The sequence below is a fragment of the Stakelama flava genome, from assembly GCF_019351405.1.
In the GTDB taxonomy this organism is placed as follows: Bacteria; Pseudomonadota; Alphaproteobacteria; order Sphingomonadales; family Sphingomonadaceae; genus Sphingomonas; species Sphingomonas flava_A.
This window is the reverse complement of the sequence record NZ_JAHWZX010000015.1, coordinates 20503-38997: the sequence shown is the minus strand read 5'-3', so window position 1 is coordinate 38997 and position 18495 is coordinate 20503. Positions and strand designations below refer to the sequence as shown.

Here is an 18495-nt window from a genome sequence, read left to right as displayed (position 1 = left end):
GATCAGGCGCTGGGCGGCGGACTGGTCACGCCATCGGCGGGAATCGGATTGCCATGCGTGAACGGCAGGCTGACCGCGTAGAGTCCCAGCGCGAGCAGCAACAGGAACGTTACCAGCGTGCCCGCCATCCGGCCGGGGATCCATCCGTCCATTCCGAACGGATGGGCAATGCGCGCCGCGATGAACGCCGCCGCGGCGATCCACAACAGCACGCTCGATCCGGAGACATATTCGATCAGCGCGATGAGGATCAGCACGAAGGGCGCATATTCGACGAAATTGGCCTGCGACCGCATCCGGCGCGCCAGCACGTCATTGCCGCCATCGCCGACATAGATGCCGTGCGCGCGGCGAATTCGGCCGATGCGAAAGGCAAGCCACAGATTGATCAGCGCACAGGCGCCGGCGGTGACAAGGCTGATCGTCATTCCCATCTAATATCCCCGGTAAGGCAGTTGCCCTGCGCATCGCCCGATGCAATGCGTGGCGCGTTCGCCCTGCCACGGCGCGCACGCGCTTGCAACGCGGGCGAAAATCGCTATAGGCGCTCGCTCGCTTCGTGACTTGCCCGGCCGCCGGCTGCCGAGCGGCTGGACCGTCCGCCGCTTGCCTCATCCGCGCGCGGGGCGTATCGCGACCCCGATCGTTCATGAATTGATTTGCTAGAAGGTGCCGAAATGGCCGTCCCTAAAAGAAAAACGTCGCCGTCCAAGCGCGGCATGCGCCGTTCCCACGATTCGCTGAAGGTCGAATCGTTTCAGGAATGCCCCAATTGTGGCGAACTGAAGCGCCCGCATCACATGTGCAACGCTTGCGGCTTTTATAACGGCCGTGAGATCGTGGCCATCGAAGGCTAAAAGCCCGACAGGATACTGGACAGGTACCGCATGACTTCCAGCTCCCGAATCGCCGTCGATGCGATGGGCGGCGACGAGGGACTGGCCGTGATGCTCGCCGGAGTGGCGCGTGCGCGCCGCCGGTTCGAAGGTACTGAATTTTTCCTTGTCGGTGACGAGGCCGCGATTCGCGCCGGGCTGGACCGTCATCCCGGCCTGTCTGCCGCGTCCGAAGTGGTGCATGCGCCCGAAATCGTTTCCTCCGACGCCAGGCCCAGCCAGGCGATCCGCCGCGCGCGCACCACGTCGATGGGGATCGCCATCGATCTGGTGAAGCAGGGCAGGGCGGCGGCGGCGGTTTCATCGGGCAATACCGGCGCGCTGATGGCGATGTCGAAGCTGTCGCTGCGCACGATGCCGGGGATCGACAGGCCGGCACTCGCCGCGCTGCTGCCCAGCCTTGGAACCGATCTGGTGATGCTCGACCTTGGCGCCAATGCCGAATGCGACACGCGCAATCTGGTGCAGTTCGCGGTGATGGGCGCGGCCTATGCGCGAACCGCGCTCGATCTTGCCGCGCCGCGTGTCGCGCTGCTCAACATCGGGACCGAAGAGCAAAAGGGCACCGACAAGGTGCGCGACGCGGCGGCGCAACTGCGTGCGGCAAGCCATTTGCCGCTCGATTTCAGCGGCTATATCGAGGGCGACCGGATATCGCGCGGCGAAGTCGATGTCGTGGTGTGCGACGGCTTTTCGGGCAATATCGCGCTCAAGACCGCCGAGGGGACCGCGCGCTTCGTCGCCGATCTGCTCAAGCGCGCCTTTTCCAGTTCGGTCCGTTCGAAGCTGGGTTTCCTGATCTCTCGACCGGCGACCGAACTGCTTCGCGACCATCTCGATCCCAACAACCATAATGGCGCGGTGTTTCTGGGCCTGAACGGGCTGGTGGTCAAAAGCCACGGCGGCGCGAACGAAATCGGGGTTTCGACCGCGATCGGCCTTGCCGCAAAGATGGTGCGCGACGATCTCACCCGCCGGATCACCGACGACCTTGAAAATTTCGAAGCGGAGGCCGCGTGACCCGCCGTTCGGTAATCGCCGGAACCGGCTCGGCGCTGCCCGCGCGCCGCGTGTCCAACGCCGAACTGGCGCAAAGCGTCGACACCAGCGACGAATGGATCGTCGAACGCACCGGCATCCGCTTTCGCCATATCGCCGGGCCGGACGAAACCACTGGCACGCTTGCCACCGATGCGGCAAAGGCGGCGATCGCCTCGGCCGGGATCGCCGCCGAAAACATCGACCTGATCGTGCTTGCTACCGCAACGCCGGATCAGACCTTCCCCGCCACCGCGACGCGGGTTCAGGCCGCGCTCGGCATCGACGATTGCGTCGCGTTCGACGTCGCGGCGGTGTGTTCGGGATTTCTGTACGCGCTTCACGTCGCCGACAGCATGCTTTCCAGCGGCGCGGCGAACCGCGCGCTGGTGATCGGCGCCGAAACGTTCAGCCGCATCCTCGACTGGGAGGATCGCGCGACCTGCGTCCTGTTCGGTGACGGCGCAGGCGCGGTGGTGCTCGAAGCGCGTGAAGGGGAGGCGGGGATCCTTGCCAGCCGCCTTCATGCCGATGGACGGCACAACGAATTGCTCTATGTCGATGGCGGTCCGTCGACCACCGGCACGGTGGGCAAGTTGCGCATGCGCGGGCGCGAGGTGTTCCGCCATGCGGTCACGAACCTTTCCGCGGTGATGCGCGAAACGCTCGACATGGCGGGGCTTTCGTCCGGCGATGTCGACTGGGTCGTCCCGCATCAGGCGAATGCCCGTATTCTGGACGCCACGGCGCGCAAGCTGGAACTGGAGGGCGAACGCGTGATCGTCACCGTTGATCAGCACGCGAACACCTCCGCCGCTTCGGTGCCGCTCGCGCTGGACGTCGCGGTTCGCGACGGGCGGATACAGCGCGGCAACATCCTAGTGCTTGAAGCGATGGGCGGCGGCTTTACATGGGGTGCGGCGGTGGTCCGCTACTGACCCGCTTCGGGACTTCCCGCAAAAGCCCGGGATTGCGCCACTCGGACAATATGTTAATGGGACCGGGCGGGGCGAATGTCTGGGAGAAAAGACGCATGGCGGCTGGCGAGACACTGACACGGGCCGATCTGGCCGAATCGATCCATACAAAGGTCGGTCTATCGCGTGCGGATTCGGCGCGATTCGTCGAAGATATTCTTACCCATATGTGCGAATCGCTTTCCCGCGGCGATAACGTGAAGATTTCCGGTTTCGGCAGCTTCATCCTGCGTGACAAGGGCGAACGCATCGGCCGCAACCCGAAAACGGGCGTTGAGGTGCCGATCGCGCCGCGCCGTGTGCTCACCTTCCGCGCCAGCCAGATGCTGCGCGACCGGATCGTTGAAGCCGACTGATTGTGGCGCAGCCGCCGGGCGAAAAAGCGAGCGGCGCCTTTCGCACCATCGGCGAAGTATCGCGCGAGCTTGATCTGCCGCAGCACCGCCTGCGCTATTGGGAAAGCCGTTTTCCGCAATTGCGGCCGGTGAAGCGCGCCGGTCAGCGCCGCTATTACCGTGCGGAGGATGTCGCGCTGGTCCGCCGCATCGATTCGCTGCTCAACCGCGAAGGCTATACCATTGCGGGCGTCCAGCGCCTGTTTGCGCAGGAGGGCAAGGCAAAGGCGTCCGCGCGCCGAGAAACGCCCGCCGATCAGGATATGCCCGGCCAGTCGTTGCGCGCGATACGCGATGCGCTTGCTGACGCGCTGGCTGCTGATTCGCGGTAAAACGGATCCGATCCGCCGGGACGGCCGACGGATATTTCCGGTGACGGCAAGAGCCGCCGCGCTCAGTCGCGATCCGGCCCAAGCGCGGGATCGACATCGCGCGGACGTACAAAATGCAGCAGCCGCGCCTGCCCCTCGCCAATGTCCGCCCAGCGCGCGACATCGAACCGTAGCGCGACGATGCTGGCGGTGGGATATTTGATCTCTACCGCCTCGCGCAGCGGATTATCCGGGCTATCGGGCACCAGCGCCAACACCAGTTCCTCCAGCCCCGGATTATGCCCTGCCATCAGCACACAATCGTGCGCATCGGACAGTTCGCGCGCCACATCGATCAGCGTCGCTTCGGATGCGAGGTACAGGCGGCGGTCCCATTGCGGCGCGATGGTGCGGCCAAGCCCGCGCGCGAAATGATCGAGCGTCTGTTCGACGCGGCGCGCGGGTGACGCGACCAGCAGGTCGAACGACAGCCCCAGCGATTTAAGCTTGCGCCCCATCGTCGCGGCGGCACGCTCTCCCTTGGCGTTCAGCGGGCGATCGAAATCGCGTGAGACGGTATCGTCCCAGCTCGATTTGGCGTGGCGCAGCAGGATCAGCGTCTTCATGGCGCTCCGTCAGGCTTGTTCGCGTGCCTCATGCAACAAGGGCGCTCGCGATGGAAGACGTTGCGCGCGCGCCACCGCTTCGTCCAGAGTCATTCGCGTTACCGGTGTGCCTTCGGGAAAGGCGGTCAGCAGTCGTGACGGCATCGCCGCACTCAGCAGGATGAACAGCCCGCGATCGTCGGCGCGGCGGATCAGCCTGCCAAATGCCTGGGCGAGTTTCGCGCGCACTATACGATCGTCATATTCGCGCCCGCCCTCGGCAACACGGCGCGCGGCGTGCAGCACCGTCGGCTTGGGCCAGGGCACGCCCTCCATCACCACCATGCGCAGCGAATCGCCCGGCACGTCCACCCCGTCGCGAAGCGCGTCGGTGCCCATCAACGATGCGCGCGGATCGTCGCGGAAGATGTCGACCAGCGTGCCGGTGTCGATCGGATCGACATGCTGCGCGTATAGCGGCAACCCTTCGCGCGCCAGCCGGTCGGCGATCCGCGCATGCACTCCGCGCAGCCGACGGATCGCGGTGAACAGGCCCAGCGCGCCGCCCTCGCTTGCCACGATCAGCCGGCCATAGGCATTGGCGAGCGCGGACAAATCCCCGCGCTTCACATCGGTTACGATCACCACTTCGGCCTGGTTGGCGTAATCGAACGGGCTGACCGCCTCGAAATGGCTGGGACCGCGCATCAGGTGGTTCGCGCCGCTGCGCGCTTCGGCCACCGCCCAGTCGCCGCCCGCGCGCAGTGTGGCGGAGGTGACGAGCGCGCCGTGCGCGGGTTCCAGCACCGTTTTGGCAAAGGGGCGGCTGGGGTCCAGCCAGTGGCGGTGCAGCCCGATATCATATTCGCGCCCCTCCATCCGGCCGACCGCCAGCCAGTCGACGAAATCGGGGTCTGCCGGTCCCCCGATCCGGGCGATCAGCGCCAGCCACGCCCCAACCGTTTCGGTACGCCAGCCAAGCGAGGCGATCGCGCCCTCGATCCGTGCGCGCGCCGGGCCGTCCATCCAGTCGGGCGCTTCGGCGAGCACCGCCTCCAGCCGCCGTCCCAGTGCGACCATGGGGCGGACCAGCGAGTCGAGCGCTTCGCCCGCCGGTCCCGCCGCCTCGACCAGTTCGGCCGACGGTTCGGCCAGCTCGGTCTCCAGCCCGTATCCCGCATCGCTGCCCTTGGTATCACGTGCATAGGTCAGGCCCCGCACGGCGGCGAGCAGCGTTTCGATCGGCCCGAACGGTTCGCCCTCGGCCAGCCGTTGCAGCCAGCCGTCGGAAGGCAGCGCCATGGCCGCGTCCACCGCCTGGCTGATCGCGCGTCCGCCCTGTTCGTCATAGCTGGCGACATCGGACAATCGCGCGGCAAGGCCCCGTCGGCGTCCCCGGCTGCCGCGTTCGGGTCCGGTCACCCAGCGGCGAAGTTCGATTCCCTCCTGCCCGGTCAGCGCGGCGGCGAACATCGCATCGGCCGCGTCGAACAGGTGATGGCCTTCGTCAAAGACATAGCGTGTCGGGCGGCTGTCGCTTTCGCGCCCGCGCGCGGCATTGACCATTACCAGCGCGTGATTGGCGATGACGATATCGGCCTCGGCACTTGCCCGCGCTGCGCGTTCGATGAAGCATTTGCGGTAATGCGGGCACCCGGCATAGATGCACTCGCCGCGCCGGTCGGTCAGCGCGGTCGATCCGTTGCGGCGGAACAGCGTCGGCAGCCATCCGGGCAGGTCGCCGCCGACCATGTCGCCATCGCTGCTATACGCGGCCCAGCGCGCGACAAGTTGCGCCAGGATCGCCGCGCGACCGGCAAATCCGCCTTGTAGCGCATCCTCCAGATTCAGCAGGCAGAGATAGTTTTCGCGGCCCTTGCGAGTCACCACCCGCCGCTTGCGTTCCGCGGCGTCGGGGAACAGTCGCCGGGTCTCATGTCCCAGCTGGCGTTGCAGCGCCTTGGTGAAGGTCGACACCCATACCGCGCCCCCGGCGGCGTCGGACCACAGCGAAGCGGGGGCGAGATAGCCCAGCGTCTTGCCGATCCCGGTCCCCGCCTCGGCCAGCACCAGATTGGGCGAATCGCGCATGTCGCGCGGCGCAAATGCGTGGCCCGCGGCGACCGCATAGCCGCGCTGACCAGTGCGCCGTTCCGCACCCGCCCCGGTCAGCCGGTCGAGCCGCGCCTCGACATCGGCGCCGGTGATCGTCACCGTTCGGGGTGAAGGCCGCGCTGCGCCTTCCTCCCATTCGGGCAATTTCGAAAACAGCCAGCGCTCGGCGCGCTCCGGCCTTATCAGGCGCGGCGCGACCAGCGGCGCCCAAGGCCAGCGCAGCCGCGCCAACGATTGCGCGCATGTCCACGCCCCCTCGCGTTCGGCCCAGTCGGGATCGTCGGGCGTCGCCAGCAGCCTTGCCGTCGCTTCGCGCAGGAAGCCCGCCACATCGGCCTCGCTTTGCGGCGTGTCCAGCCCGGTCACCCGCGCCAGCCCCTTGGGCGTTGGCACCATGAATTGCGCGGGGTGAAGGAAGGCGAACAGTTCGAGGATGTCCAGCCCCGACAACTCGCCATAGCCCAGCCGCTGCGCGATCAGTGGCGCGTTCATCAGGATCAGCGGCGTATCGGCGGCCATGCGGATCGCCTCGCCGCGCGACAGCGCCCGCGTCTCCCCGCCAGGCGTCGCGAGCCACACGCCCGAATAGCTTGCATGCAGCGCGGGATGGGGAAGGGCGGCGGTCACCCGGCCCTTGTCGCGGACCCGGAACAGATTGGCAACCGCCGCCGGTCGCCTTCGTCGCGCTCCGCCCCGCTTTCGCTACGGCGAAGCGTGGCATAATTGCCATATTCGGTAACAGAACCGACTCGCTGCCGACTTATCCCTGTCATCTCGGCGCAATTTACGAAATAATCTGTCCTGCAACCGTACGAAGATACGGGGCGCGGGAGAAGGTGCATTTTTGCATGGACGGGTTGCCGTCCGGGGGGCGGGCGATGCTCGCCCCTTCTACGTTCAGGGGAAGTGACGATGCGTTTGATGACTGTACTGCTCGGCGGCTGCGCCATGGCCGCGATGATCGCGCAACCGGCATTCGCGCAGGACAGCGATCAGGCCCCGGCCGATCAGACCCAATCGGATCAGGCGGGGCAGGACATCATCGTCACCGGCACCCGTGCAGAGGGGCGCACCCGGCTCGACGCGATTTCGCCCGTCGATGTGCTGTCGAACGAAGCGCTGCAACGGCAGGGGACGACCGAAACCGCCGCGGCGCTTGCCACCGTTGCGCCTTCGATCGACTTTCCGCGCCCCGCCGTCACCGACGCGACCGACGCGATCCGTCCGGCGACGCTGCGCGGCCTTTCGCCCGATCAGACGCTGGTACTGATCAACGGGGTTCGCGCGCATCCCTCGGCGCTGCTCAACGTCAACGGATCGGTGGGGCGCGGTGCGGCCGCGGTCGATCTCAACACCATTCCGACCAGCGCGCTGCAAAGCATCGAAGTGCTTCGCGACGGCGCCTCTGCGCTCTACGGATCGGACGCGATCGCGGGCGTTGTGAACCTTCGCCTGCGACAGGAGCGCACCGGCGGCGGCGCGTCGGTCAACTTTGGCGGTTATGCCACCCATGTTCCGGCGCAGCTTGATCCGCGCGACGAAACCGATGGCGGCACGCTCACCGCGTCGCTGTGGCAGAACCTGCCGATCGGCGATGAAGGCTATCTTGATCTCACCACCGAATGGATGAACCGCGAACCCACCAGCCGCGGCGATCTCGATACCCGCGATGCTCCGGCGAAGGTGCGTTCGCGCTATGGCGATCCCGATGTGCGCCAGCACACGACCTACGCCAATCTGGGGGTTCCGCTGGGCGACAGCGGCTGGGAACTGGTCGGCTGGGGCGGCTATCAATATCGCCGCACGCAATCGGCGGCCTTCCCGCGCAACCCGAGCAATTCGGGCAATGTCCTGTCGGTCTATCCCGACGGCTTCCTTCCGCTGATTCAGTCGGTTTCGAAAGATTACACGATCACCGGCGGGGTGAAGGGCGCGGTCGGCGGCTGGGACGCAAGCCTCACCGCCTCTTATGGCCGCAACAAGATCGATTTTTCGACGATCCACAGCATCAATGCCAGCTTCGGCGCCGATTCGCCGACCAGTTTTTACGACGGCGCGAATATCTATGACCAGTTCGTCGCCAATCTCGACCTCAGCCATGACTATGCGTTTGGCGGCGGCGATGTGACAGTCGCCGCGGGCGCCGAATATCGGCGTGAGGGGTATCAGATTCGCGCGGGCGAATATCTTTCCTATGCGCAAGGGCCGCTTGATGCCTCGGCGGGCGCGCAGGGGTTCGGCGGGTTCAGCCCCGACAACGAAGTTGATGTGCATCGCGACAATGTCAGCGGCTATCTCGATCTGGAAGGGCGCTTCGGCCCGGTCAGCGTCGGCGCGGCGGGCCGTGTCGAACATTATTCCGATTTCGGCACGACCGCGAACGGAAAGCTGTCGGCGCGCTGGGACCTGTCGCCCAGCTTCGCGCTGCGCGGCGGGATTCAGACGGGCTTTCGCGCGCCTTCGCTGCAACAGCAATATTATACCTCAATCGCGTCGATCATCGATGACGGCAATGTCGTTCTTACCGGCACCTTCCCGTCGGTCAGCGCCACGGCGCAGGCACTGGGCGGCGAAGCGCTCGAACCCGAAAAATCAACCAACTATTCGGCGGGTTTCGTTTTCCGCAGCGGCAATTTCAACCTGACCACCGATGCCTATGAAATCGATCTGCGCAACGGCCTGGCTTTGTCGGAAAACATCACCGTCTCGGCGCTCGCCGACGATTATCCCGATATCTACAACACGCTCACCGCGCAGGGGGTTCAGCGCGCGCGCTTCTTCCTCAACGGGGTGAAGCTTCGCACCCGCGGCATCGATGTCGTCGCCAATTACCGGCTGCCGACCGACAATTTCGGTGCGTTCGCTTTCACGCTGGCGGGCAATTACAACGATCTGGATGTGCGCAGCATACCCGAAACCACTTCGACGCTCGATCCCGCGCCGACGCTGGTCAGCCGCCAGCGCATCGTATCGATCGAAGACGGTACGCCCGCCACGAAGATCACCGGAAGCGTCGACTGGACGCTCGGCGATTTCGGCCTGACCGTGCGCGGTGTCTATTATGGCGATGTCAACGAACCGGGTTCGACCGAGGCGAGCGACCTTCACACCGGCAAGAAATTCGTGACCGATATCGAAGCGCGTTTCACCGTCGCCGACCAGTTCCATTTCGGCCTGGGTGCGGACAATATCTTCGATGTTTATCCCGACGCTTCGCCCGCCGGGTACAGCTCGACCGGCGTGGTATCCTTCCCCTTCTATTCGCCGTTCGGCTTCAACGGCCGCCGCCTTTACGTAAAGGCCGGCCTCGACTGGTAGGAGAGGGGCGGGGCCGGCAGGCACTGAATCGCTGGCCGGTCCCACCGATCCATTTCGCCTGACAGGCGCGCCGGGCATTGCGCTTGCGCCGCACACACGGCACAGGCTGTCGCATCATGAACAGCACGACCGAACTGCGAAACGCGGCGCTCACCGCCAAGGCCTGGCCCTATGAAGAGGCGCGCAAGCTCCTCAAACGCTATCGCGGCGGTGCGCCGGAAAAAGGGCATGTCCTGTTCGAAACCGGCTATGGTCCGTCGGGCCTGCCGCATATCGGCACGTTCAACGAAGTATTGCGCACCACCATGGTCCGCCGCGCCTTTGAAACGCTGTCGGACATTCCCACGCGCCTGATCGCGTTCAGCGACGATATGGATGGGCTTCGCAAGGTGCCCGACAATGTGCCCAACAAGGACATGCTGGCCGAACATCTGGGCAAGCCGCTCACCCGCATCCCCGATCCGTTCGAAAAATACGATTCCTTCGCCGCGCACAATAATGCGCGCCTGCGCGAATTTCTCGATCGTTTCGGCTTCGAATATGAATTCGCCTCCTCGACCGACTATTATGAAAGCGGCCGGTTCGACGATGCACTGAAAAACGTGCTGCGCAATTTCGATGGGATCATGGACGTCATGCTGCCGACGCTGCGCAAGGAACGGCAGGCGACCTATTCGCCAGTCCTGCCCGTCAGCCCGAAAAGCGGCATCGTACTTCAGGTGCCGGTTGAAGTGGTCGATGCCGATGCCGGTATCATCGCCTTCCAGGACGAGGGTGAGCGTATCGAACAAAGCGTGCTCGGCGGTAAATCCAAGCTGCAATGGAAGGTCGACTGGGCGATGCGCTGGGTCGCGCTTGGCGTCGATTACGAAATGGCGGGCAAGGACCTGATCGATTCGGTGACGCAGTCGAGCAAGATCGCGCGCGTTCTGGGCGGCCGCCCGCCCGAGGGCTTTAATTACGAGATGTTCCTTGATGAAAAGGGCGAGAAAATCTCGAAGTCGAAGGGCAATGGCCTCAGCCTCGACGAATGGCTGACCTATGGCCCGGACGAGAGCCTCGCCTTCTACATTTATCGCGAACCCAAAAAGGCGAAGGCGCTGCACATGGGCGTCATCCCGCGTGCGGTCGACGAATATTGGCAGTTCCGCGGCAATTACGCCGATCAGGCGGTCGACAAGCGGCTCGGCAACCCCGTTCACCACATCCATAACGGTCCGCCACCGTCCGAAACACTGCCCGTCACCTTCGGGCTGCTGCTCAATCTGGTCGGCGTGATGGGCGCTGACACCGACAAGGATCAGGTCTGGGGCTATCTCGGCAATTATGTCGATAACGCTACGCCCGAAAACTATCCCGCGCTTGACGATCTGATCGGCTATGCGCTCGCCTATAATCGCGATTTCGTTGCCCCAACGCTACAGCGTCGCGCGCCCGAGGGTGTCGAAATCGATGCGCTGCGGCGGCTGGATGCGGTGCTCGCCGACATGCCCGCCGACGCCGCTGCCGAGGACATTCAGAACGCGGTGTACGAGATCGGCAAGACCGGCGGTTTCGAAACGCTGCGCGACTGGTTCCGCGCGCTGTACGAAACGCTGCTCGGCTCGTCGGCCGGTCCTCGTATGGGCAGCTTCATCGCGCTGTACGGCATCGAAAACAGTCGCAAGCTGATCGCGGAGGCGCTTGCGAAAGCCTGACAGGTCCGATGGCCGGGAAGGCATGTCCTGTGACACCGGCCATTTTAGTCTGATCTGATCCAGCGGGTCGGGATGGAGCTGCGCTGTCGCAAGCCAGGCCCTTAGCCTGCGTAAATCATCTTTCGAGTCATGCCGCCATCGACCGCGATATGCTGTCCGGTGATGAAACCGGCGGCTTCGCTCGCCAGAAAGGCGACCGTCGCGGCGATGTCTTCGGGAATGCCGATGCGCCCCACCGGGTGCTGGTCACGGTCGATATCGCGATGATCGGGGCGGCTGCGCGCAGCGGGCTTCTGCCACGGCCCGTTTCGATCCAGCCGGGAAGCACGGCGTTCACGCGGATGTCGGGGCCAAGGCTGATCGCGAGCGCATGGGTAAGCGCGAGCAGCCCGCCCTTTGCCGCGGCATAGGCTTCGCTGTCCGGTTCGGACTGCACCGCGCGGGTCGAGGCGGTGAAGACGATCGCGCCCCGGCGCCTGCGTAGCAGCGGCACCGCCGAGCGGGTCATGAGGAATCCTCCCGTCAGGTGCGCGTCCTGCCATTTGCGCCAGTCGGCAAGCGAGAGGTCCTCGATCGGCCCGCTATGCGCCTGCGCGATCCCGGCATTACTGGCGAGCAGGTCGATGCCGTCCTCCCCGGCCTTTTCCTGCCACGCGTCAATCGCTTCGAACGCGCCCGCCACCGATGCTTCATCGCCCACATTGCATTTGCGGGCCAGCAACGGCTGACCGAGATAGGTCGCGGCGAGATCGTCCAGCGCCTCTTCGTCCAGATCGAGCGCCGCGACACGCCACCCTTCGCCCAGCATGTGATCGACGATCCCGCGCCCGATTCCCTGAGCGCCGCCGGTAACGATGGCTGTTTTCATCCCGCTCTCCCATTCTTCTGGAAAGCGCGACAACGTGCATTTACGGCATCGGGTTCACGAAATCGGGCAGCGCGATGGTGATCCGACGGCCGTCGACATCGCCCCCGGCCATCCAGTCGGTGATGGTGTTCGTCACTTCCGGCGACACCATGAACAGATTGTGTCCGGCATTGACGATGGTGACATGATCGACATGGGTAAGGCCCGACGTCGCCGCCCGATGCGCGTCGGGATAGGTGCGTCCGTCGAGCGTGCCGGTAAGGAGCAGCGTCCGAACGTCGCTTTCGGGCGGTTTGCGAAAGGCCGGGCCGAGATCGGCACCGGGAAGTGCGCCGTTAAGCTGCGGCATCGGAAAATTTAGGTAACGGCCGAGAAGCGCGTGTCTGGCCTGCGCATCGACCAGCGCAAGGCGGTCGTCGTCAATGCCCGAAGCGATGTCCATGACGAGCGGCATCGCGTCGAGGCGGATGGGGCCGCCCGAATGAAAATAGCGCGCCACAACCATGGTGACGGGGCCGAATTCGCCGGCATCGATCGACCGGTACAGCGCGAGCATGGCCGCCGCGCTGCCCGGATCGGCGATCATCGCCGCGGCCATTCGCTGCATCGAATCGGCGTTGAGAACGACGTCGGAAACGCCGCCATCCTTTTGCGACAGATGAAGCGTTTGCGGATGATCGCGCAGGCGGGCGTTCACCCGCCGGATCAGCGCCGCGATATCGGGATAAAGGGCTTTTGCCGCAGGCACGGTGTTGATCGCCGCCTGAAGCCGGGAAAAATAGGCATCTGTGCGCGCGGGCAGCTTCACGGTTTGCGACAGCCCTTCGGCGCTGGCGAGGATTACCCGGTCGAGATGACCGGCCATTTCCCGCATCGCGGCGAGCGCCAGATGCGTGCCGTAGGAAATGCCCCAGAGCGTGATCCTGTCTACGCCGAGATGGCGGCGCAGCGCATCAAGGTCCGCGACGCTTTGTGCGGTGGTGTAGCCGAGCGGATCGACACCCCGGTCTCGCCAGAAAGCGGCGCACTCTGCCGTTGCCTTGCGGTAATAGCCGGTCAGTTCCGCCTCGCCCACCGAATGGTCGTCGGGAACGGCGATGTGCGACACGCATTCGGGCACATCGTTCGAAGCGCCCGTTCCGCGCTGATCAAGGGCGATGACGTCGCCGAACCGGCGCAGCGCCATGAACAGGGCGAACCGGTCGCCTTTTGCGGTGTTTATCCCCGATCCGCCGGGACCGCCCGCCAGATACACGATGGGCGCGCCCGGCCTGTCGCTGGTCGCGGGAAAGCGGACATAATGCAGCGTGAGGGTTCGGCTGTCCGGATCGGCGCGATTTTCAGGAACGGCGAATGTGCCTTCAAACGCCGCAACGCTGTGATGGTCGATCGTTTCGAAGGTGATCGGACGCTCGTCCGTCCCTTGCGCACGCGCGCCGGCCGGTGCGAGGATCAGCGCGAGCGCGACAAGGAACGAGCGACGGAAAAGGGGCATTCAACGATCTCCATAACCGGGACTGACAGCCGGAGATGTGTCGCCCGCACCACCTATTCACGCGCTTTCCGGTGAACGGTCGTGCCGCTTCCGTGAACGGCGGGGCATTTGCGCTGCGAAACGGCTATGACGATGCACGATGCCGATGCGCCTGCTGATCATTCTGTTGCTCGCCTGTCTTGCCGCGCCCGCCGCGGCGCAGCCCTTTTCCGTCGATGCAGCGCAGCTTCGCCTGTGCGCCGATGCGCGAGCCGAAACGCCAGCCGCCATCGACCAAGAGACGTGCCGCGCCACGCGCATCGAATCGATCGATCCGCAGGGGCGGGCCTTGTGGATCACGGGAAGCATTGTCCTGCCGCGCGAAGCCCGTTCCGGGCCGATCGGCCTGTATCTTTCGGGCAAGATGGCGAGCAGCGTGTGGTGGAATGGTCGCAAGCTGGGCGATAACGGCAAACCGGGGGTAAGCGCGACGACCGAGCGCGCGGGCCAGATGGATGCGGTATTCTTCGTGCCGCCATCGGTCGTGCATGCCGGGAAGAATCGGATCGCCATACGCATGTCCGGGATGCACGGTTTCCTGCACCTCGACCGGCCGGTACACTGGATCGGCGTCGCGCCGTATGAACCGCCCCGGCATCTGGCACTGGCCGGATACTGGCCCGCGCTCGTCACGTTCGGCGCGTTTGTCGCCGCCGCGCTGTATTTTGGTGCGATGACGCTGCGGGGCCGCGATAAAGGCGGTTCGGTGCTGCTGACAGCGATGGCGGTTTTCGCGGCCGGGCAGCTTCTGGCCGAGGTGTCGCGCGGCCTTTTCGGATATGCCTATCCGCTGCACGATGTCCGGCTGATCGTCATCCTCGCTTGCTCGCTGGGGTTCGGCGGTGCGCTTTTCGCCTATCTGTGGCGGCGGTTCGACGGCGCAAGGCCACGAATTGCGGTGGCGGTCACGATCGCGGCGACGCTGGCCATCGCGATTATCACGCCGGGATATGACGGGAAGACCGCCATGGCGGTGCTGGTGCCGGTGGCGGCCGGAATCGTCGCGCTGACCCGCTGGACGTTGCAACGCAGGCCGGGGGCTGCGGCACATCTGGCGGCGTTGGCGATTTTCGCGACGCTGATCGTATTGGGGCCGCTCGCCTTTCTCGACCGCTATTTCTATTTCGCGGTTGCCGCGCTGCTCGGCTTTCTTTTCGTGCGCCAGGCGCTTGCGCTGGTTGCCGAAGAAGATCTGCGGATCAGCCAGACCGCGCGCGCCGAGCGGCTGGAAGCCGCGCTCGCCCAGGCGTGCCAGCGAACCGAGCCGACGCGTATCCCGGTGATCGCGACCGGGCGGGCCGATTTCGTTCCCGCCGAAAGCATCGTCCATTGCCGCGCGGCGGGGGATTATGTCGAACTGGTGCTGGACGGCGGGGCAACGCTGTTGCACGGCGGCACGCTGAACCAGCTCGAACGATCGCTTCCCGCGACGTTCCTGCGCGTCCACCGTTCGCATATCGTGCATAGCGGCCGGGTGTCGTCGCTGACGCGCGATGCAACGGGCACCGGAATGCTGGCGCTGGAAAACGGCGACAGCGTGCCGGTGAGCCGCCGCGTGATGCCACGTGTCAGAAGCGCGCTGACCCGTTGACGTTCCGCTCTTTCCGGGACTCGCGCTATCGGCTAGGCGCTTCGCCATGCCCGAACGCCATACCTGTGATGTTGCGATCGTCGGCGGGGGGCTTTCCGGCGCGCTGATCGCGCTTGCGCTGAAAAAGAAGCGGCCGGACATCAACCTTCGCCTGATCGAATCGACCGGCCGCATCGGCGGCAACCATTTGTGGTCCTTCTTCGCCAGCGATATCGGCGATGCCGATCGCTGGCTGGTCGCGCCGCTGATCAGTCACGGCTGGACAGGATATGACGTTCATTTCCCCAATCATTCGCGCACCCTGAAACAGGGATATTATTCGATCGACAGCGACCGGCTGGACCAAGTGGTGCGCGAACGGCTGTACCGGCACGAAATCATGTTCCACGCCAAGGTATTGGGGGCGAGCGCGCGTACCGTGGTGCTGGGCGAGGGCGACCGAATCGAGGCGAAAGGCGTGATCGATTGCCGCGGCGCGGGCGATCTTTCGCTGCTCGATTGCGGGTGGCAGAAATTCGTCGGGCTGGAACTGGAGCTGGAGGACGCGCACGATCTGCCGCGCCCGGTCATCATGGATGCGACGGTCGATCAGCATGACGGATACCGCTTCGTATATTGCCTGCCCTTCGCCGCCACACGCATGTTCATCGAAGACACCTATTATTCCGACACCCCAGATATCGATCGCAACGTGATCGGCAGGCGGATCGGCGAATATGCGCTGGGCCGGGGATGGTCATACCAGCAGCTGATCCGGACAGAGGCGGGCGCGCTGCCAGTGACGATGGACGGCGATTTCGAAGGATATTGGAAAAGCGGCGGGCACCGGGTGGCCAAGGCGGGGATGCGCGCGGGGCTGTTCCACCCGCTCACCGGCTATTCGCTGCCCGACGCGGTTCGCGCGGCGGCGATGGTGGCGGGGATGACCGACCTGTCGGGGGGGGCGCTTCACGATGCGCTGTACGGCCTTGCCAGACGGACCTGGAAAGCGCGCGGCTTTTACCGCATCCTGGCGCGGATGCTGTTCCGCGCGGCGGAGCCGGGCGAGCGCTATCGGGTGCTCGAACGCTTCTACCGGCTGGACGCGGACCTCATCGCGCGCTTCTATGCCGGACAGGCGACGCTGTTCGATCAGGCGCGGGTGCTGACGGGCAAGCCGCCGGTGCCGATCGGCAAGGCGATCGATGCAATCAGGGGAAGCAGGCGATGAACAGCGCAGCAGTGATCGGGGCCGGGTTCGGTGGTCTGGCACTTGCCATCCGCCTGCAATCGGCGGGGGTGGACACCACCGTGCTGGAAGGCCGCGACCAGCCCGGCGGGCGCGCCTATCACTGGCGGCGCGAAGGCTTCACCTTCGATGCCGGACCCACCGTCATCACCGCGCCTGAGGCGCTGCGCGAATTGTGGGAATTGTCGGGCGACGACATGGACCGCGATGTCACGCTGCTCCCGATCGATCCCTTTTACCGGCTGAACTGGCCCGACGGCACCAATTTCGACTATACCAACGACGACAGCGTTCTGATGAAGGAGATCGGCGCGCTGGATCCGGCCGATATTCAGGGATATCGCCAGTTTCTCGACTATTCGGCCGGGGTTTATCGCGAAGGCTATGAAAAGCTGGGGCATGTCGCCTTTCCCGACTTCGCTTCCATGGTGAAGGCGGCGCCCGCGCTGGCCAAATATCAGGCGTGGCGTTCGGTCTATGCCATGGTGTCGAAATTCGTGAAGAACGAGAAACTGCGTCAGGCGCTCAGTTTCCACACGCTGCTGGTCGGCGGCAACCCGATGACGACCAGCGCGATCTATGCGCTGATCCACAAGCTGGAGCGCGACGGCGGCGTGTGGTTCGCGCAAGGCGGCACCAACCAGCTGGTGAAGGGCATGGTGGCGCTGTTCGAACGGCTGGGCGGCACGCTGCGCCTGAACGACCCGGCGGTCGATATCGTCACGCTGGGCGACCGGGTTACGGGGGTGACGACGAAAAGCGGGCTGCATATCGATGTCGACGCGGTCGCGTCGAATGCCGATATCGTCCACAGCTATCGCGACCTGCTGACCGGATCGCGCAGCGCGCAGCGGACGTTGAAAGGACTTGAGAAGAAACGATTTTCTCCTTCGCTGTTCGTTGTGCATTTCGGGATACGCGGGCGCTGGCCCGGTATTCCGCATCACATGATCCTGTTCGGTCCGCGGTATAAGGGACTGCTCAGCGACATTTACGATCATGGCGTGCTGGCCGAGGACTTCTCGCTCTACCTGCACCATCCCACCGCGACCGATCCGGCGATGGCGCCGGAGGGGTGTTCGACCTTCTATGCGCTCGCCCCCGTGCCGCACATGGGCAAGTTTCCCGCGGATTGGGACCGGATCGCGCCGATCCTGGAAAAGCGCATCCTGGATGAGGTCGGCCGCCGGCTGATCCCCGGCATTCACGACCGCATCGTCACCAAATTCAGCTATGCCCCGCCCGATTTCGCAGCTGATCTGAACGCGCATCTGGGCAGCGCTTTCTCGCTGGAACCGATCCTGACGCAAAGCGCCTATTTCCGGGCGCATAACCGCGACGACCACATCCCGAACTTCTATCTGGTCGGGGCGGGCACGCATCCCGGTGCGGGGATTCCCGGCGTAGTGGGAAGCGCGAAGGCGACCGCCGCGTTGATGCTGGAGAAACAACAGTGATCGCCGCCATCGCGATCGTGACGTTTTCGCCGGCTGCCATTGCATCACCGGTGCGGGCCGATGCGGTATGCGCCATTGGCAAGGCGCTGCTGCACGATATCGCTATCCCGGCCGACAGCGGGAACGGCCCCGCTCTCCTGAACCCCGAGCGCCCGACCCCGTCGCTGTTCGATCGATGTCCTGACCTGCGCCAGAACCTCCCCCAGGGGTTGAAGATCGCCGATGCCGAAACGCTGGCGAGGGCTTCGCAGCATGGGCCGCAATCGCTCGATGGTGATCATATCGGCGTGTACCAGATCGCTCCGCCCGAGATTAAGCCTGGAACGAACTTGGCGACGATATCGGTCACGTATGAATGTCGAGGATTGTGTGGGCAGGGATTGACGTTTCGCTATCGTAAGAATGCTGACGGCGTCTGGGTTGAAGACGGCAAACCTCGTACAAATTGGGTTTCGTAGGCGAAGC

General features: G+C 64.8%; 16 protein-coding genes and 1 pseudogene. 11 read left to right on the top strand and 6 right to left on the bottom strand.

All coding sequences use genetic code 11. The features are described 5' to 3' along the window. Positions 1-2: 2 nt before the first annotated feature. The gene (locus tag KY084_RS13845; RefSeq protein ID WP_219239072.1) at positions 3-428 is read right to left on the bottom strand and encodes an MAPEG family protein; all 426 of its coding nucleotides are present in this window, start codon (positions 426-428) and stop codon (positions 3-5) included. A 249-nt stretch (positions 429-677) separates the two neighbouring features. On the opposite strand from KY084_RS13845, the gene rpmF reads away from it, so the two are divergent. From rpmF to KY084_RS13820, 5 genes are all read left to right on the top strand, one after another. Continuing rightward, positions 678-857: a 50S ribosomal protein L32 gene (gene rpmF / locus KY084_RS13840; RefSeq protein ID WP_219239071.1), complete on the top strand. Its 180-nt coding sequence runs from the start codon at positions 678-680 to the stop codon at positions 855-857. Positions 858-887: 30 nt separating this feature from the next. Beyond that, the gene (gene plsX, locus KY084_RS13835) at positions 888-1916 is read left to right on the top strand and encodes a phosphate acyltransferase PlsX (protein ID WP_219239070.1); all 1029 of its coding nucleotides are present in this window, start codon (positions 888-890) and stop codon (positions 1914-1916) included. Then, positions 1913-2872, top strand: coding sequence for a beta-ketoacyl-ACP synthase III (locus tag KY084_RS13830; protein WP_219239069.1), 960 nt, complete (start codon positions 1913-1915; stop codon positions 2870-2872). Before plsX ends, KY084_RS13830 begins: the two co-directional genes overlap by 4 nt. Positions 2873-2967: 95 nt before the next feature. After that, positions 2968-3267 carry an integration host factor subunit alpha gene (locus KY084_RS13825; RefSeq protein ID WP_219239068.1) on the top strand — a complete coding sequence of 100 codons (300 nt, stop codon included), beginning with the start codon at positions 2968-2970 and terminating at the stop codon, positions 3265-3267. Positions 3268-3269: 2 nt separating this feature from the next. Then, positions 3270-3638 (top strand): MerR family transcriptional regulator, encoded by a 369-nt coding sequence (locus KY084_RS13820; RefSeq protein WP_425516742.1) that lies wholly within the window; start codon positions 3270-3272, stop codon positions 3636-3638. 62 nt (positions 3639-3700) lie between these two features. On the opposite strand, the gene KY084_RS13815 is transcribed toward KY084_RS13820, so the two are convergent. Next, positions 3701-4243: a SixA phosphatase family protein gene (locus KY084_RS13815; protein WP_219239067.1), complete on the bottom strand. Its 543-nt coding sequence runs from the start codon at positions 4241-4243 to the stop codon at positions 3701-3703. A 9-nt stretch (positions 4244-4252) separates the two neighbouring features. Further along, the gene (locus KY084_RS13810; RefSeq protein ID WP_219239066.1) at positions 4253-6964 is read right to left on the bottom strand and encodes an ATP-dependent DNA helicase; all 2712 of its coding nucleotides are present in this window, start codon (positions 6962-6964) and stop codon (positions 4253-4255) included. Between the two features lie 285 nt (positions 6965-7249). Between KY084_RS13810 and KY084_RS13805 the strand changes: the two genes are divergently transcribed. Then, positions 7250-9655, top strand: a complete 2406-nt coding sequence (locus tag KY084_RS13805) for a TonB-dependent receptor plug domain-containing protein (protein WP_246587161.1) — start codon at positions 7250-7252, stop codon at positions 9653-9655. Between the two features lie 116 nt (positions 9656-9771). After that, the gene (locus tag KY084_RS13800) at positions 9772-11352 is read left to right on the top strand and encodes a lysine--tRNA ligase (protein ID WP_219239065.1); all 1581 of its coding nucleotides are present in this window, start codon (positions 9772-9774) and stop codon (positions 11350-11352) included. Positions 11353-11453: 101 nt separating this feature from the next. Here the strand turns inward: KY084_RS13800 and KY084_RS16715 are convergent, their stop codons facing one another. From KY084_RS16715 to KY084_RS13790, 3 genes and pseudogenes are all read right to left on the bottom strand, one after another. After that, positions 11454-11588, bottom strand: a complete 135-nt coding sequence (locus KY084_RS16715) for an SDR family oxidoreductase (RefSeq protein WP_343228027.1) — start codon at positions 11586-11588, stop codon at positions 11454-11456. Positions 11589-11713: 125 nt separating this feature from the next. Then, a pseudogene (locus tag KY084_RS16615) lies at positions 11714-12160 on the bottom strand (SDR family NAD(P)-dependent oxidoreductase); the annotation flags it as partial. Between the two features lie 100 nt (positions 12161-12260). Continuing rightward, positions 12261-13715, bottom strand: a complete 1455-nt coding sequence (locus KY084_RS13790) for an alpha/beta fold hydrolase (protein WP_219239064.1) — start codon at positions 13713-13715, stop codon at positions 12261-12263. A gap of 139 nt (positions 13716-13854) precedes the next feature. Here KY084_RS13790 and KY084_RS13785 point away from each other — a divergent pair, with 139 nt between their 5' ends. Genes KY084_RS13785 through KY084_RS13770 form a run of 4 tightly spaced genes read left to right on the top strand, consistent with a single transcriptional unit; the run spans position 13855 to position 18488 of the window. After that, positions 13855-15345: a LytTR family DNA-binding domain-containing protein gene (locus KY084_RS13785; protein WP_219239063.1), complete on the top strand. Its 1491-nt coding sequence runs from the start codon at positions 13855-13857 to the stop codon at positions 15343-15345. Between the two features lie 46 nt (positions 15346-15391). Continuing rightward, entirely contained in the window at positions 15392-16555 is a 1164-nt protein-coding gene (gene crtY, locus KY084_RS13780; protein WP_219239062.1) for a lycopene beta-cyclase CrtY, read from the top strand. After that, entirely contained in the window at positions 16552-18030 is a 1479-nt protein-coding gene (locus tag KY084_RS13775) for a phytoene desaturase (protein ID WP_219239061.1), read from the top strand. The genes crtY and KY084_RS13775 overlap by 4 nt, the downstream gene beginning before the upstream one ends. Next, positions 18027-18488, top strand: coding sequence for a hypothetical protein (locus tag KY084_RS13770; protein ID WP_219239060.1), 462 nt, complete (start codon positions 18027-18029; stop codon positions 18486-18488). The genes KY084_RS13775 and KY084_RS13770 overlap by 4 nt, the downstream gene beginning before the upstream one ends. Positions 18489-18495 lie beyond the last annotated feature (7 nt).